This window comes from Halomonas sp. BL6 (assembly GCF_006228115.1).
Classification (GTDB): domain Bacteria; phylum Pseudomonadota; class Gammaproteobacteria; order Pseudomonadales; family Halomonadaceae; genus Vreelandella; species Vreelandella piezotolerans.
In genome coordinates, this window is the sequence record NZ_VDGL01000007.1 from 66,296 (window position 1) to 81,463 (window position 15,168).

Genomic DNA, 15,168 nt, shown 5'->3' on the forward strand with positions numbered 1-15,168 from the left:
ACGCTTACGCAGAACCCTTATTTTCGCGTCACATCCATACAAATGGAATATAAATCTCAGTTTTAATGACCAAAAAGTATTAAAAACCGCTAAATTGTCAGCAATGGCTTACATATTGTTTACGTTTTTACCGCTAACCTTCACGGCTAACTTACAACAGGCATAAAAACCGGAGATTCACGCATGCCCGTGAATGACCTAGCCACATCGTCTATCGACATACCCGCCAGTGCCGATAGTCTCGTATCCCGTATTCCTGGGGTCATTTTTCAGTTCTACCGCTCCCATAGCGGCCATATGAACTTTCCCTATCTTGAGGGGGGTGGGATGGCGTTAGCCTATGTCGACAAACAGCAGCTCGCCGAAGATGCCAGCCTGCTGCTGGAGCAACTCACCGGCCACGACCATCCCAAAGTGATGTCGGCCATCGAGCGCTCCGCGCGCTGGATGCTCCCGCTCAATACGCGTTTTCGGCTTCCCTTCCCTGAAGAGAAGCCACACTGGATTGCGGTAAGTGCCAACCCTGAGCCCATCGCATCAGGAGTGCGATGGAATGGGCTAATGATGGACATCACCGACCAAGTCGTCGAAGAGCAGCGGCTACGTAAGCTCTGCGATACCGACCCACTCACCAACCTGCCCAATCGGCGTAAATTGATGGGACAGCTCACCCACTTAGCTTCGATGAGCGCCCGTCACGGCACGCCGCTATCGATCATGATGATCGATATCGACCATTTCAAACAGCTCAATGACCGCTGGGGGCATCTGCAGGGCGACAACGTCCTGAAACAGTTGGCGATGATGGCCCAGTCACTACTGCGCTGCGAAGACATGCTCGCCCGGCTAGGAGGAGAAGAGTTTATGGTAGTGCTGCCGCTCACCTCGCTGCAGCAATGCCATAAGCTTGCGGACCGCTTACGCCAAACCATCGCCGATCACGATTTTGGTATCGGGCAGGGCAGCGTCACATTGAGTATTGGCGTGGCGGAGTATCACTGCGGGGAGCCTTTGGTCACTTTGATCGATCGGGCCGACCGGGCTCTTTACAGCGCCAAAGAGGTTGGTCGCGACTGCGTATGCCTTCTACCCTGAAGAGACGACTTCAACAGGAGGCATTCCCATGACATCGCTAGCACAAACACAGTGCGAACCTTGCAGCGGCAACGCCATGCCACTCTCTCATGAGGCATGCCAAGCGCATCTCAAGGCACTTCCAGAGTGGCAGATTATCGAACACGATGGCATCATGAAGCTATCGAGACAATTCACGTTTCGTAACTTTGCCGACGCGCTAGCGTTTAGCCAACGTGTTGGCGATGTCGCAGAGCAGGCGGGTCACCACCCTGTTTTGATCACCGAATGGGGCAAAACCACTGTCACTTGGTGGTCCCATGAAATAAACGGCCTGCATCTTAACGACTTCATTCTTGCCGCCAGAACCGACGAGGTAGCCGAATAAATGTTTGAGCAAATTGAGCGAGTCCCTGGAGACGCCATTCTCGGGCTGATCGAAGCTTTCAAAAAAGATACCAACCCGCAGAAAGTCGATCTGGGTGTTGGCGTATATCGTGACGCCGCTGGCAACACGCCAGTCATGCGCGCCGTCAAGGAAGCGGAAGCTCGCCTGCTCAAGAATGAATCCACCAAGACCTACATTGGCTCGCACGGCGCTCCCGCTTATGGTGAAGCCGTGCTGCCGTTGGTGCTGGGCTCGGACTCACCGGTACTCAAAGCCAACCGTGCCAGCGCTACTCAGTCGCCAGGTGGTACCGGTGCGCTGCGTCTCGCGGCCGACTTCGTCGCCAGTCAACTGCCGGGCAAAGGCATCTGGGTAAGCGATCCGACTTGGCCGAATCACCACGGCATTTTTACGTCAGCGGGGATCGAGCTGCACAAATACCCTTATGTCGACGCGGATAACCGGCTGGATTTCAACGGCATGCTAGCCGCGCTTAAGAAAATCCCTGAGGGTGATGTCGTCGTACTGCACGCCTGCTGCCACAACCCCACCGGCTTCGACCTTTCCCAGTCGCAGTGGCAAGAGGTTCTGACCGTACTGAAGGAGCGCCAGCTGCTGCCGTTGATCGACTTCGCTTACCAAGGTTTCGGGGAAGGCTTGGACGAAGACGCTTACGGCGTTCGTCTGTTGGCCGAGCATCTGGATGAGGTGATCATCACCAGTTCCTGCTCCAAAAACTTCGGTATTTACTGCGAGCGTACCGGCTGCTTGATTCTAATCGCTAAAGACGCCGAGCAAATGGAAAACGTGCGTTCCCAGGTGGCTATCGTGGCGCGTGAGAACTACTCCAACCCGCCCGCTCACGGTGGCGCGATCGTCAGCGAGATTTTGCACGATACCGAGCTTTCCGCCCTGTGGCGTGAAGAGCTGACCGAAATGCGCGACCGCATCAACACACTGCGCCGCGACTTCGTCGAGGCTTTGAAGCCTTACGGCTTAGATGAAAAGTACGCCTGTGTGGCCGAGCAGCGCGGCATGTTCTCTTACACTGGCCTGACACCGGAACAGGTCGACCGTTTGCGTGACGAGTTCGGCATTTACATGGTTCGCTCTGGTCGTGCCAACGTCGCGGGATTCTCACACGAGAATCTACCCTACCTCGCCAAAGCGATCGCGGCAGTCAACGACTAATCCACCGCATACCACCACAACGCCCAGGCCATCGCCTGGGCGTTTTCGTTGGTCACTCACAAGAAAAGCCATAAGGTTATCAACCCCTTGGCCAAGATTGTGTACAATTGCGCCTTCGCCGCCAGAGCCTGGGGCGCCCGCGCGGCGTCCGATACAACGCAGCGCTTGACCGATCAGTCAAACTTTCGGCACACTCAGCGTAGCCTTGTATACAACACACCATAACCAAGAGGCATCACATGGCGGCTGCTGGCACTCATTACCCGTGGTACAAAAAGGAAGATACCGACGCATTCTTTGCGCTCTTTCAGAACAATATCGCTAACTTCGTCATCATCGCGATTACGATGTTAGGCATGGGGTTTCCCACGTCGATCGTGTATGGCCAGGTGCTACCCGGCGCCGCCGTCGCAGTCATGGTCGGTAACTTTTACTACGCCTGGAGCGCCGCCAGGCTCGCACGAAAAGAGAACCGTAGCGACGTTACTGCCCTCTCCTACGGCATTTCGACCCCCGTCATGTTCGTCTTCCTGTTTGGCGTTCTATTGCCTGCCAAACAGCTCACCGGCGATGCCGAACTGGCCTGGAAAGTAGCGGTTGCCGCGTGCTTCATCAGCGGCGCGATAGAAGCGGTGATTAGTATCATTGGCCGTTGGGCGCAGTACCACCTACCCCGAGCCGCCATGCTGGGGGCCGTAGCGGGCGTAGCGCTGACCTTCATCGCCGGTGAAATGCTGTTCAAAACCTTGGAGATGCCGGTCATTGGCCTGCTGGTGCTGGGGATCATCATCGTTGGCTTGGTGGCCCGCGTTAGCATGCCCTTCAAACTACCGACATCGCTGTTCGCTATCGTGGTGGGCACCGTCATGGCCTACCTGATTGGCGATGCGGGTAGCGAGCGCTTCAGCGATGCGTTCACGCATCTCGGCTTTTACCCGCTACTCCCCAACCTCGCTTGGTTCGAGGGGCTGGGCCTTCTGTTCACCGGCATGCTGGCCGTGCTGACCGTGGTACTGCCCATCACGCTCTATAACGCCATAGAGACGATGAACAATGTCGAAGCCATGGAGGCCGCTGGCGACAAGTATGACGTGCGCGAGTGCCAGGCAGTGGATGGTGCAGGTACCATGATCGGGGCACTATTTGGTGGCGTGTTCCCAACGACGGTTTATATTGCCACGGTAGGTGCGAAATGGATGGGCGCAGGGCGAGGCTACAGCCTGCTCAACGGGGCGGTTTACGCGCTGGCGACCATGTTCGGCCTCATCGCCGCGCTGGCTGCGATCATTCCCGTCTCTGTCGTTGCGCCGATTTTAGTGTTCGTCGGCATGTCGATGATCGCAACGGCGTTCCAAGCCAACGACACGCGCTACTACCCGGCCATTGCGCTGGCCATGCTGCCCTACTTTGCCAACTACGTCATGACCCGTTTCAACCGAGGGGCGGGCGAGGTGGTAAGCGACATTTCCAGTGCCATCGTCGTCATGGGCCAAGGTGCCATGTTCATGGCCATCTTCCTAGGTGCCATGACCGTCTCGGTGATCGACCATCAGTTTCGCCGAGCAGCAGCCTTTGCCGTCATTGCCGCAGGCTTCTCGTTCGTCGGTTTGATGCATGCGCCGAAGCTCGCCTTCAACGCCGCACCGGAGTTCGTCATGGGCTATTTGGCGATGGCCTTACTGTTCGTCTACTTCTCGTTCCAAGAAGCCTCTGATAAGCGTTGATTCATTGCGAGGCTCCCGCCTGCCGGTGCGGGCGGGAGAGAATACGTTTCAACACCACCCATGCCGTCAATCCAGCCAGCAAATTGCCGATGGCTGCCCCCGCGGCTAGGCCCGTCCAGCCAAATAGCTGTGCCCCCAACCATAAACAGGGCAAGTAGCAGATGAACAGCCGCGCGCTCGACAGCAGCATGGCCCGTAGCGGCCAACCCAGCGCGTTACCCGCCGACACCACCAGCATGCACACTCCCAGTGCCGCGTAGCTGGGCAGAAGAAAACGAATCAGTAGCGCCAGTTCGTTTTGTACCTCGGGCGTTCCCGCTAGGGCCATCGCTACCCATGGCGATGCCAGCGCGAGCAGTGTGCCCAGGCTCAATTGCCACACTACGGCCACTTTCAACGCCAAACGCAGCAGCCGCTGGATTTGCCCCCAGTCGCCTGCACCGTAGCAGCGCCCCAACCAAGGAGGCAGCGACATCGTCATGGCCAGTATGACCATCAGCGACAGCGTTTCCAGACGGCTCGCCAGCCCCCATGCCGCCACTTGGGTATCCCCTAGGCCCGCTACCGCGGCAATGGCCAGCATGGCGGCCAAAGGTGGCATCAACTGGCTGACCATGGCCGGTGCCGCAATGCCAATGAAAGGCCGCCAGGAGTGTGCCGCCTCCGTGCCAATGGCGTCGGTCGTGGCCCACTGGCGTCGATGCAATTTGCGTCCCGTCAGCAGCAGCCCAACCGAAAACGCCACGGCGGTCGCCCACGCTGCTCCTGGTAGTCCCCAGCCTTCCCAACGGCCCACCCCAAAAATGAACAGTGGGTCCAGTGCTAGATTGATGAGACTACTGATGACCATCATTTTCCCAGGCATTCGGGTATCGCCATGGGCGCGAAAGACGCTGTACATGAAGTAAAGCACGGCTCCTAACCAAGCCGCCAAAAGCTGAGGTCCCCAGTAGGCCCGAATGTAGACCAATGCCGTGTCATCTGCCCCCAGCATTCGAAACAGCGGCACTTCCAGCCACCACAGTATCAGAGCAAGTAGCGCAATCACGCCCCCTCCAGCCATCAGCACTAGGCAGGAGAGCCGCTTGGCTCTCGCCTGTTGCTCAGCACCCAATGCTCTAGAGATCAGCGCGGCAATGGCAATGCCCATGCCCACCTGAATACCAATGATCAGAAACGAAAGCGGAAAGGTAAACGATTGCGCCGCCAGCGGCGCAGTGCCCAGGCGTGCGATGAACGCACTGTCCACAAGCTGAAAACCCAATAGCGCCAGCACCCCAATGGCCATTGGCCAGGTCTGCCGCCATAGGGTTATCGCCAACTCGCGTTGTTGCATCACTGCTGCCAAAAACGGACTCCTAAATGTCAGAAAATGGAAAGGCTAAACGCAAAAAACGCCACCACCCGCAAGGGTGGCAGCGTTCTTGAACGGTATCGCTTACTGGCGAATACCTTCGAACGTTACATAAAGTTCGACGTCATGCATGGCTTCCGGGAAATCGCTCATGTCGATGCCGAAATCGCCCAGGGTCAGCATGGTGCTACCCTCGAAGCCTGCGCGGTAGTTACCCCAGGGGTCTTCACCTTCTCCCATCAGCGTGACCGGCATTTCGATCTCTTGCGTCTCGCCGTGCAGTGTCAGCTCACCGGTGACGACACCCTCGTTGTCACCGGTGGGTTCGAAGCCGGTCGATGTGAAGGTCGCCGTGGGGTATTCGCTGGCGTTGAGGAAGTCACCGCTCAGAATATGGCGGTCGCGTTCGGCATGGTTACTGTTCAGGCTGTTTACCTGCACTTCCATCTCGACGGAGGAGGATGCTAGATCGTCGGCGTCGTAGGAGAACTGACCATCGAACTCTTCAAAACTACCCAGAATGTAGGAGAAACCCAGGTGGTTGATTTTAAATTGTACAAAGGCGTGCTGGCCTTCGGTGTCAATTTGATAATCGGCGGCCTGCACTTGGCTCAGTGGAACCAGTGCTGCTGCCGCTACCGCTGCTGCCATTACGCTTTTCTTCATCATAACGTCCATCTCCTCTCTTTCCTTATGGGCACTATCGGAGCCACGTTCGAGAACTCCAACAGCGTTCAAAAAATGGTCATCCCATCACAAATTCGTCTTGCTGTAGCGCGGGCTCATCATTCGTTTTAGCGTTGCATGGCGATAGCGGTAGTGATGTATCAACGCTATCAGGGCGTGGCCGCCAGCCAACACCATTAATGCCAGCGCGCTGTACCAATGTACGTCTCCCGCCAGACTTGCTTGGTTGGGCAAGTCATACAGCACCGCAGGTACTTCAAACCAACCAAACACACTGATTCCACGGCCGTTAGCGGTGGAAATCAAATAGCCGCTAGTCAACACCAGTAATAACAGCACGTAGAGCGCTATATGGCCAAGGTGCGCAGCCATTCGCTCGAGGCGATTCCCTTCTGCTGCAGGGGTCGGCTGTATACAGCGCCATACCAGCCGTCCAGCGGTAGCCAGAAGTAGCAAAATACCTATCGAACGATGAATCCAGGGAGCTTGGTTATACCAGGGATCGTAGTAACCCAATCCCGTCATCCACCACCCTAAAATGAACAACCCTACGATCGCCAGGGCGCTCAACCAGTGAAAAAGAATACTAATGACACCCCAACCGCTGCGCGTGTTCCGCAACATCCTTGATTCCCCGTGTAAAACTGCTCGCATGTCGCTCTTATCTTATGTGTTAAGAGCATACCGTTTCACCGCTAAAAACTCTGCTGAAAAAAGCAGAATACTTCGTTCGTAAAAACCATTGCTTACGCCGCTAAGGATCTCGCCCTCTAGTCATGCGCAGCCAGCGACATACCCCAACCGAACACGTTAGACGAAAGTTTAAAAATTCGAACAAATCCTGCAATTTTAATCAATTTTACTATTTGTTTAGTGCGCTTATTATTAGTGCACGTCCTGACGCACAACGTCACAGCGACCAAAACGACTTTATTATCCATAGAGAGTATGACAGATGAAAAAATTGACCCTTATTTCCGCCATCGCCGTTGCATTGTCGTCCACCGCCGCGTTCGCCGAGCAAGGCTCCGCAGAGCTTAACGAAATCGTCCACGCCAGCTCTTCGGCTAATTACAGTGTCGAGAGCGTTAACATGACGCCTGCAGACTTGACGCTCGTGAACGGTGACGCTGCCAAGAATCGCGTGGCTGAGCCCAGCTCGGAAGCGCATGCCTCTAACGACCGCGACAGCCAAATCGCGCAATCTGACTTGCCGCACCGCAATGCCTCATAAGCCTGCGCGCAACGATCGTTAGAGCAACAAAAAACCCACCTTACGGTGGGTTTTTTTGTGAGCTTCCGAGGTAATGGACTTAGCGAGCTAATAGCGCATCCAAGCCACGCGCCAAATCGCGCTGTATGTCCTCTTGGCTTTCGAGCCCCACCGCGACACGAATCAGCCCAGGCGCGATGCCAGCGGCCTCTTTTTGTGCCTCGGAGAGACGGCCATGGGTCGTGGTCGCTGGGTGAGTGATAGTGGTTTTCACATCCCCCAGATTACCCGTGATGGAGAGCATACGCGTGGCATCGATGACCTGCCACGCCCCCTCTTGCCCTCCCTTCACTTCAAAGCCGAGCACTGCACCAAAACCTTGCTGCTGCTGTTTCGCCAGCGCATGCTGCGGGTGGGCTTCCAAACCGCTGTAATAAACGCGATTCACCGCCGGGTGCTGGTCGAGCCAACGCGCCAGCGTCAGGGCATTGTCGCAGTGTGCCTTCATGCGCAGCGAGAGTGTTTCCAATCCCTTTGTGAATATCCACGCGTTGAACGGGCTCATGCACGGCCCGCAGGTGCGCACGACGCCAAAGACCTCTTCCAATACGTCATGCTTCCCCACGACCGCACCACCGACTGCGCGGCCTTGTCCGTCCAAGTACTTGGTCGCGGAGTGAATGACCAAATCGGCGCCTAGCGCGATGGGCTTTTGCAACGCGGGCGTCAAAAAGCAGTTATCGATCGCCAACAGCGCACCGCTGCGCTTGGCAAGCGCTGCCAGGGCCGGAATATCGGCCACTTCGGAAAGTGGATTGGAGGGCGTTTCGGCAAACATCAGCTTGGTCGCGGGGCTGATCGCCGCTTCCCAAGCGGCCAAATTGGACAGCTCGACATAGCGGGTGGTGATACCGAACTTGCCCAAATATTTATCGAACAGACTGACCGTTGAGCCAAACAGCGAGCGGGATGCAACGATTTCATCCCCCGCCGATAGCAGCGCCAACGCCGTCGAGAGAATCGCCGACATTCCCGAGCTGGTGGCCACACAGCGCTCGCCGCCCTCGAGCGCCGCTAACCGGCGCTCGAAGGTGTGAACGGTCGGATTGGTGAAGCGCGAATACACATTACCGGGCTCTTTGCCACCAAACTTGCGTGCTGCCTCGGCCGCGCTCTCATACACGAAGCTCGACGTCGGGAATATCGGCTCAGCGTGTTCTTGCTCGAACGTACGGTGATGCCCCGCGCGAATAGCGAGCGTTTCGAGCGACCACTCATCTTGGTGGCTATCGTCGTGCATGGCAGAGCCCCTTATTCCAACCGCTGTATCGTAACGCTGCACACATCGTGTGCACATCAACCAAACCGAATGCCTACGATGACCTCGTCACCGCAGAGCATCACGCTCAATCGTCCAGATCATCGTCTTGATTATGCATATCGACCAGCGCGTGGTCACCCGCGCTCTGATCTTTCGCCGCATCATTCCGGCTCGCCTCCAAAACGGCCAGATAGGCATCGTCGATGTCGCCGGTCACGTAGTTACCATCGAACACCGAGCAGTCGAAGGCTTCCATATCAGGATTCACTTCACGGCAGGCGTCTTTCAAATCTTCCAGATCTTGATAGAAAATGCGGTCCGCACCAATCAACTGGCCGACTTCGTCCTCGGTACGCCCGTGGGCGATGAGCTCGGTGGCCGCCGGCATATCGATCCCATAGACGTTGGGGTAGCGCACGGGCGGCGCTGCCGAGGCAAAGTAGACCTTGCGGGCCCCGGCATCGCGAGCCATCTGAATGATCTGTTTACAGGTGGTGCCCCGAACGATGGAGTCGTCAACCAGCAGTACGTTCTTGCCTTTGAACTCTACATCGATCGCGTTCAATTTTTGGCGCACCGACTTCTTGCGCTGGGTCTGCCCCGGCATGATGAAGGTACGGCCAATATAGCGGTTTTTCATGAAACCTTCGCGGTAGGTCACGCCGAGATGCTGCGCCATTTCGAGTGCCGAGGTCCGCGAGGTATCGGGAATCGGGATGACCACGTCGATATCGTGGTCCGGCCATTCGTTCAGAATGCGGTCGCCCAGCTTGCGCCCCATCTGCATGCGTGTGCCATACACGTAGGCGCCGTCCAGAATCGAGTCGGGGCGCGCGAGGTAGACGTGTTCGAAAATGCACGAGCGAAGCTGAGGGCGATCCGCGCAAACCTGAGTGTGCACCTGGCCTTGCATATCGACGAAAATCGCCTCACCAGGAGCCAGATCGCGCTCGAGCTCGAAGCCGCCAACGTCCAACGCCACGGATTCAGAGGCAATCATGACCTCCTGGCCATCGGCATTTTGACGGGTACCGAAGACGACCGGACGGATGCCGTGGGGGTCGCGAAACGCCACCATGCCAAAGCCATTGATGATCGCGACCGCCGCGTAGCCGCCTTTGCAGCGCCGGTGCACTCTACGAACGGCATCGAAAATGTCTTCTGCTTCAAGATGCAGGCCCTGTTTGCCCAGCTCATGGGCAAACACGTTCAGCAGCACCTCGGAGTCGGAGCTGGTGTTGATGTGGCGAAGATCGGTCGAAAACAGCTCCTGCTTCAACTGCTCGGAGTTGGTCAGGTTACCGTTGTGCGCAAGCGCGATACCGTAGGGGGAGTTAACGTAGAAAGGCTGCGATTCGGCCTCGCTAGAAGAGCCAGCCGTGGGATAACGGACGTGCCCAATGCCCAGATTACCCTTCAGGCGTGCCATGTGGCGGGTATGGAAAACGTCACGAACTAAGCCGTTACTCTTGCGCAGTAAGAAGCGTCCCTCGCTCCAAGTCATCATGCCGGCAGCGTCCTGGCCCCGATGCTGAAGTACGGTCAGGGCATCGTAGATTCCCTGATTTACCGCCTGCTTGGCCAGAAGGCCCACTATACCGCACATTCCTGTTACCTCGCTTTGATACCATGGCTTACGGACGCAAGCCCGACGTTCATCTAACGGATAAACACTGGCACCGCCCAGGGCGCCAGTGAAGAGAATTCAAACACCCTTTATAGCGCGCCCGAGTCTTCGTCCGCCGATCCGGTTGACGGGAGCGTTGGCTGCGGGCGACGCAGCTCGGGTAGCGAAATATCGCGCAGCGACTCGGGAGGCGTGGGCAGTTCGCGCTCCCACTGGTCGAGCTGACTGACCGCCCAATCGCGCAGCTCGACGAACGTGGGCCTCAACGAAGCCTGCTGCCACGCTTGTAACTCTGCCAGGGGCGTCAACGTGATCAACACGGTGGCCACCAGCAGAATCACTGCCCCTCGGGCGACACCGAACGCGGCCCCTGCAAAACGATTCAGTAGGCCCATGCCTACCCACTCGACGGCCGCGTGCACCACGCGGATGACGATGCCACATAATAGGATGACGGCAAAAATCACCAGCACGAACGCCAACACTAAACGGGCATCGAAACTATCGATAAAGCCGCTCATTAGCTCGGCCACCGGCTCAGCCAGCACGCGCGCCACCATCAGCGCCACTACCCAGGCCGCCAAACCCAACGATTCACGTACGAAGCCACGCACGAACCCCGCCAGCATGGATAGCGCAAGAACCGCTAGAAACAGAGCATCGATCCAAGTCAAAGCCATGGTCAATCTCTTACTCGCACGAGCAGCCCTTGAACATTGATTCGTTGCTTGATCAGCGCCATGGCTTCTTCACCATCTTCGGAGGTGGCGTAAGGACCAACGAGAACCGTGGTCAGGTTATTGTCACGCGCGCGCTGAAAGACACGAAAGCCTTCCCCACTGAGCTGATCACTAATACGTTGCGCGTTCGCGGTATCACCAAAACTACCCACCTGAACGGCCCACTCACCCTGCTGCTGGGCAGCCGGGCCCGAAGAAGCGCTACGGGTGTTACCGTTGCTGCTATTTCGGCTCTCGTTGGCAGCCACCAAAGCGGCGATCGGATCCTCTTGCGGTGGAGAGGCTGGTTCTGGCGCTGATGAAGAGGACGCCGGTTCGGACGTCCCCGGATTCGTCGACGAGGTTTCGGCGCGAACGACTTGATCGGTTTGCGGTGCACGAGGCATCTCGTCAATGGGCTCTTCGAGCGCTTCATCCGTTTCAACGGGTTCGGAGGGAGCGGGCGTCGCGATGGATTCGGGCATTTGTGGTGCGGGTACCTCTTGGCGAGCGACGTCCACGGGCTGCTCGATGACGAAGGTCGGCTGAGGGCGCTCTTCCCGAGGGGCAGGGTCACTCATCAACCAAGGGACGACAATCGCCAGTAGCGCCAGCAGTATCACGATGCCACTAATGCGTTCCGTTTTACCGTATTTCATATCCCTCTCCATCGAGCTTAACGCGCTGACAGCATGGCTTGCGGCAGCGGCATGGCCAATAACTCAGCCACCGTGAAGAAAGAGCCAGTGGCTAGCACGCGGTCTTCTGGGGCGAGCTGCTTGGCAAGCTTGGCAGCTCCCGCCGCGGGGGAGTCGGCGCAATCATACACGTGTCCGCCCAGCGACGTAATACGTTCGGCTAACTCCGCCGCCGTGCGGCCACGCTCCCCGGCAAGAGTCACACACACCCAATCGGTCACTCGGGGTAACAGCGCTTGGATGACCCCGTCGGCATCCTTATCGTTCAGCATGCCAATCAGGGCCCACTGGCGGCCGCGCTTAGGGGGTGACGGTAAGCGGCGAGCAACGTACTGAGCGGCGTGAGGATTATGGCCCACATCCAAACACCACTGCCCTACCCACTGCATCCGCCCAGACAGCGTGACCGTCCGGAGCGCTTTGCGTACGGTATCGACGTGCAGCGTGACCCCCGCCAGTGTCAACGCCTGCAGTGCCGTGGCTGCATTGTCGATCGGAAGCCCAGGATCCGGCAGACCGTCCAACGAAAGCGTCCCACCATCGGTGGCCAAACCGTGCCAACACCAGGGCGCCCCAGCAACGTCACCTGCGCTATGGCTAAACGCCGCCCCTAATACGTAGCTTTGAGCAGCGATGGCAATCGCCGAGTCGAGCACGCTTGCGGGCAGAGACTGACTACCCAGCACTGCGGGTTTGAGCGGCCGAAAGATCCCGGCCTTTTCGCGGCCAATTTGCTCGATATCCGTGCCGAGAAAGTTGGCGTGATCCAGCGCAATGGTCGTAACGATTGCCACGTCTGCATCGATGATGTTCACCGCATCCAAACGTCCACCCAAGCCAACTTCCAGCACGGCCAAGTCCAAATCGGCCTGTGCCAAACACCATAGCGCGCAAAGCGTGCCAGCTTCGAAATAGGTCAGGCTGACGGCAGGCGCTTGAAGACGCGCGACTTCAACCTGCTGAAAACCTTCGACCAAGCGTTTATCGCTGGCTTCACGACCGTCGACGGTCACGCGCTCGTTGTAACGTAATAGATGGGGAGAGGTATAAGTCCCCGTACGCAAGCCGTGGCCACGTGCCAACGCATCGATCATGGCAAGCGTCGATCCCTTGCCGTTGGTGCCTGCCACGGTGATGGTTCGCTTGGCGATGGGGCGATCCAACAGCCCCATACGTTCGGCGACCAGCGACACCCGCTCAAGCCCCATATCGATCCCAACGGGATGCAGGGATTCCAGGTAATCAAGCCACTCCGCTAACGTATTAGGCATTGCGTGACGCGTCATCGCTCGATGCAGGACGCGCCTCTGCATTACCCGTGCTTTTGGCAGGTGCTTCAGCGGCATCGGCCAACTGCTCTTCATTCACGACCGGCTCTACCACCTCGGCGTCTGACGATTCATCGTTTACCGGGCGAGCGCTTTGATGCGTGAGCTTACGCAGTACGCCGCCTACCCGTGCGCGCATGTCGTGGCGGTGAACGATCATGTCGACCGTACCGTGCTCCAGCAAGAATTCGCTGCGCTGGAAGCCTTCCGGCAACGTCTCTCGTACGGTCTGTTCGATCACTCGGGGGCCCGCAAAACCGATCAGTGCATTCGGCTCGGCGATGTTCAAGTCGCCCAGCATCGCCAAAGAGGCCGATACGCCGCCAAATACAGGATCGGTCAATACCGAAATATAGGGAACGCCCGCCTGCTTGAGCTTCTCGAGGGCTGCCGACGTTTTTGCCATCTGCATCAGCGAGAACAACGCTTCTTGCATCCGTGCACCGCCCGATGCGGCAAAGCAGACCAGTGGAATGCCCTCTTCGAGGGCGATGGTCGCCGCGCGAACGAATTTCTCGCCCACTACGGCACCCATGGAGCCGCCCATGAAAGTGAACTCGAATGCCACGGCAACGATCGGCAAACCTTCCAGCTCGCCGCGCATCGCGACCAGCGCATCTTTCTCGCCGGTCTCTTTTTGCGCAGCGGTCAGACGGTCTTTGTACTTCTTGGAATCGCGGAATTTCAGGCGGTCGTTCGGCTCGATCTCTGCCGCGATCTCTTCGCGCCCCTGTTTATCCAGGAACCAGTCCAAGCGTTTGCGTGCCGTCAAGCGTAGGTGGTGCTCACACTTGGGGCAGACGCTGTGATGCTTCTCTAGCTCAGGTAGGTAGAGAACCGCTTCACACTTGGGACATTTACGCCAGAGGCCGTCGGGCACGCTGGCACGACGGTCTTTACGCTGGATACGCCCCATGGAGGGCACGATCTTGTCTAACCAGCTCATATCAAAAAGGCTTCCGTGTACGTCAAGGCTTGGCCACGCCAAGCCTGATGAGTGTCGTCAATCGATTCAGTGTAGACGATGAGGAACGCGCTTAGGCGTCCATAGCGGTGCGCATGTCTGCTAGCACGCTTTTCAATTGCCCGGCAATCGTTTCAGGCGCATCGACGCTATCGGCAATACGGTTCACCAATGCACTGCCTACGATGACGCCGTCGGCGACTTTTGCCACTTCGGCAGCCGTCACACCATCGCGAATACCAAACCCGACGCAAAGCGGTAGATCGGTCATATCGCGCAATGGTGCAAGGTGCTCGGCCACGTCTTCAGCGTTCAACGTAGCCGCACCGGTGACGCCTTTCAGCGAAACATAATAAAGGTAGCCCTCACCGTGGGCGCATATTGTAGCGGCACGGGCATGGGAAGTGGTAGGCGCAACCAAGAAAATCGCCGCCAAGTCACGTGCTTTCAACAGCGGGCCGAACTCGTCGGCCTCTTCGGGCGGCATATCCACCACCAGGACGCCATCCACGCCGACGCTTGCCGCTTTGTCGGCAAACACGTCATAACCGATGCGCTCGATGGGATTCAGATACCCCATCAAGACGATGGGGGTGGTGGTATCGGTTTGACGAAACTCGGCCACCATTTCCAGCAGGTCCACCAAACGAGTGCCCTGTTTGAGCGCCCGCTCGCAGGCTTTCTGAATCACCGGGCCATCGGCCATGGGGTCGGAAAACGGCACGCCCAGCTCGATCACATCGGCCCCTGCTTCCACCAGGGCATGCATGAAGCCCACGGTATACTGCGGTGCAGGGTCGCCTGCGGTGATGTAGGGAATGAGGGCTTTACGGCCCTGCTGTTTCAACTCTGCAAAACGCTGGTCAATACGATTCATGCT

General features: G+C 57.6%; 15 protein-coding genes. 5 read left to right on the forward strand and 10 right to left on the reverse strand.

The genetic code is table 11. The features are described from left to right. The first annotated feature begins 183 nt into the window (after positions 1-183). The 4 genes from FHJ80_RS14660 (at position 184) to FHJ80_RS14675 (ending at position 4,377) form a co-directional block, all read left to right on the forward strand. A complete protein-coding gene (locus FHJ80_RS14660; RefSeq protein ID WP_139528069.1) occupies positions 184-1,095 on the forward strand; it encodes a GGDEF domain-containing protein in 912 nt (303 codons plus the stop codon). A 28-nt stretch (positions 1,096-1,123) separates the two neighbouring features. Next, positions 1,124-1,462: a 4a-hydroxytetrahydrobiopterin dehydratase gene (locus tag FHJ80_RS14665; RefSeq protein WP_139528070.1), complete on the forward strand. Its 339-nt coding sequence runs from the start codon at positions 1,124-1,126 to the stop codon at positions 1,460-1,462. Beyond that, entirely contained in the window at positions 1,463-2,653 is a 1,191-nt protein-coding gene (locus FHJ80_RS14670) for an amino acid aminotransferase (protein ID WP_139528071.1), read from the forward strand. A 239-nt stretch (positions 2,654-2,892) separates the two neighbouring features. After that, a complete protein-coding gene (locus FHJ80_RS14675; protein WP_139528072.1) occupies positions 2,893-4,377 on the forward strand; it encodes an NCS2 family permease in 1,485 nt (494 codons plus the stop codon). Between the two features lies 1 nt (position 4,378). Here the strand turns inward: FHJ80_RS14675 and FHJ80_RS14680 are convergent, their stop codons facing one another. The 3 genes from FHJ80_RS14680 to FHJ80_RS14690 form a co-directional block, all read right to left on the reverse strand. After that, positions 4,379-5,713 carry an MATE family efflux transporter gene (locus tag FHJ80_RS14680; protein WP_139528073.1) on the reverse strand — a complete coding sequence of 445 codons (1,335 nt, stop codon included), beginning with the start codon at positions 5,711-5,713 and terminating at the stop codon, positions 4,379-4,381. A 102-nt stretch (positions 5,714-5,815) separates the two neighbouring features. Continuing rightward, a complete protein-coding gene (locus FHJ80_RS14685) occupies positions 5,816-6,400 on the reverse strand; it encodes a YceI family protein (protein ID WP_139528074.1) in 585 nt (194 codons plus the stop codon). 84 nt (positions 6,401-6,484) lie between these two features. Then, entirely contained in the window at positions 6,485-7,042 is a 558-nt protein-coding gene (locus FHJ80_RS14690) for a cytochrome b (RefSeq protein ID WP_139528075.1), read from the reverse strand. Between the two features lie 331 nt (positions 7,043-7,373). Here FHJ80_RS14690 and FHJ80_RS14695 point away from each other — a divergent pair, with 331 nt between their 5' ends. Beyond that, positions 7,374-7,652 carry a hypothetical protein gene (locus tag FHJ80_RS14695; protein ID WP_139528076.1) on the forward strand — a complete coding sequence of 93 codons (279 nt, stop codon included), beginning with the start codon at positions 7,374-7,376 and terminating at the stop codon, positions 7,650-7,652. A 79-nt stretch (positions 7,653-7,731) separates the two neighbouring features. Here the strand turns inward: FHJ80_RS14695 and FHJ80_RS14700 are convergent, their stop codons facing one another. The 7 genes from FHJ80_RS14700 to trpA all read right to left on the reverse strand — a co-directional run bounded on the left by FHJ80_RS14700 (position 7,732) and on the right by trpA (position 15,165). Then, entirely contained in the window at positions 7,732-8,931 is a 1,200-nt protein-coding gene (locus FHJ80_RS14700) for an O-succinylhomoserine sulfhydrylase (RefSeq protein ID WP_139528077.1), read from the reverse strand. A 106-nt stretch (positions 8,932-9,037) separates the two neighbouring features. Continuing rightward, positions 9,038-10,558 (reverse strand): amidophosphoribosyltransferase, encoded by a 1,521-nt coding sequence (purF, locus tag FHJ80_RS14705; protein ID WP_139528078.1) that lies wholly within the window; start codon positions 10,556-10,558, stop codon positions 9,038-9,040. Positions 10,559-10,668: 110 nt separating this feature from the next. Next, a complete protein-coding gene (locus tag FHJ80_RS14710; protein WP_139528079.1) occupies positions 10,669-11,259 on the reverse strand; it encodes a CvpA family protein in 591 nt (196 codons plus the stop codon). A gap of 2 nt (positions 11,260-11,261) precedes the next feature. Then, positions 11,262-11,957 (reverse strand): SPOR domain-containing protein, encoded by a 696-nt coding sequence (locus FHJ80_RS14715; protein WP_139528080.1) that lies wholly within the window; start codon positions 11,955-11,957, stop codon positions 11,262-11,264. A 17-nt stretch (positions 11,958-11,974) separates the two neighbouring features. Further along, positions 11,975-13,267 carry a bifunctional tetrahydrofolate synthase/dihydrofolate synthase gene (gene folC, locus FHJ80_RS14720; RefSeq protein ID WP_139528081.1) on the reverse strand — a complete coding sequence of 431 codons (1,293 nt, stop codon included), beginning with the start codon at positions 13,265-13,267 and terminating at the stop codon, positions 11,975-11,977. Further along, the gene (accD, locus tag FHJ80_RS14725) at positions 13,260-14,270 is read right to left on the reverse strand and encodes an acetyl-CoA carboxylase, carboxyltransferase subunit beta (protein ID WP_139528082.1); all 1,011 of its coding nucleotides are present in this window, start codon (positions 14,268-14,270) and stop codon (positions 13,260-13,262) included. Before accD ends, folC begins: the two co-directional genes overlap by 8 nt. 91 nt (positions 14,271-14,361) lie before the next feature. Beyond that, positions 14,362-15,165 carry a tryptophan synthase subunit alpha gene (gene trpA / locus FHJ80_RS14730; protein WP_139528083.1) on the reverse strand — a complete coding sequence of 268 codons (804 nt, stop codon included), beginning with the start codon at positions 15,163-15,165 and terminating at the stop codon, positions 14,362-14,364. Positions 15,166-15,168: the final 3 nt, after the last annotated feature.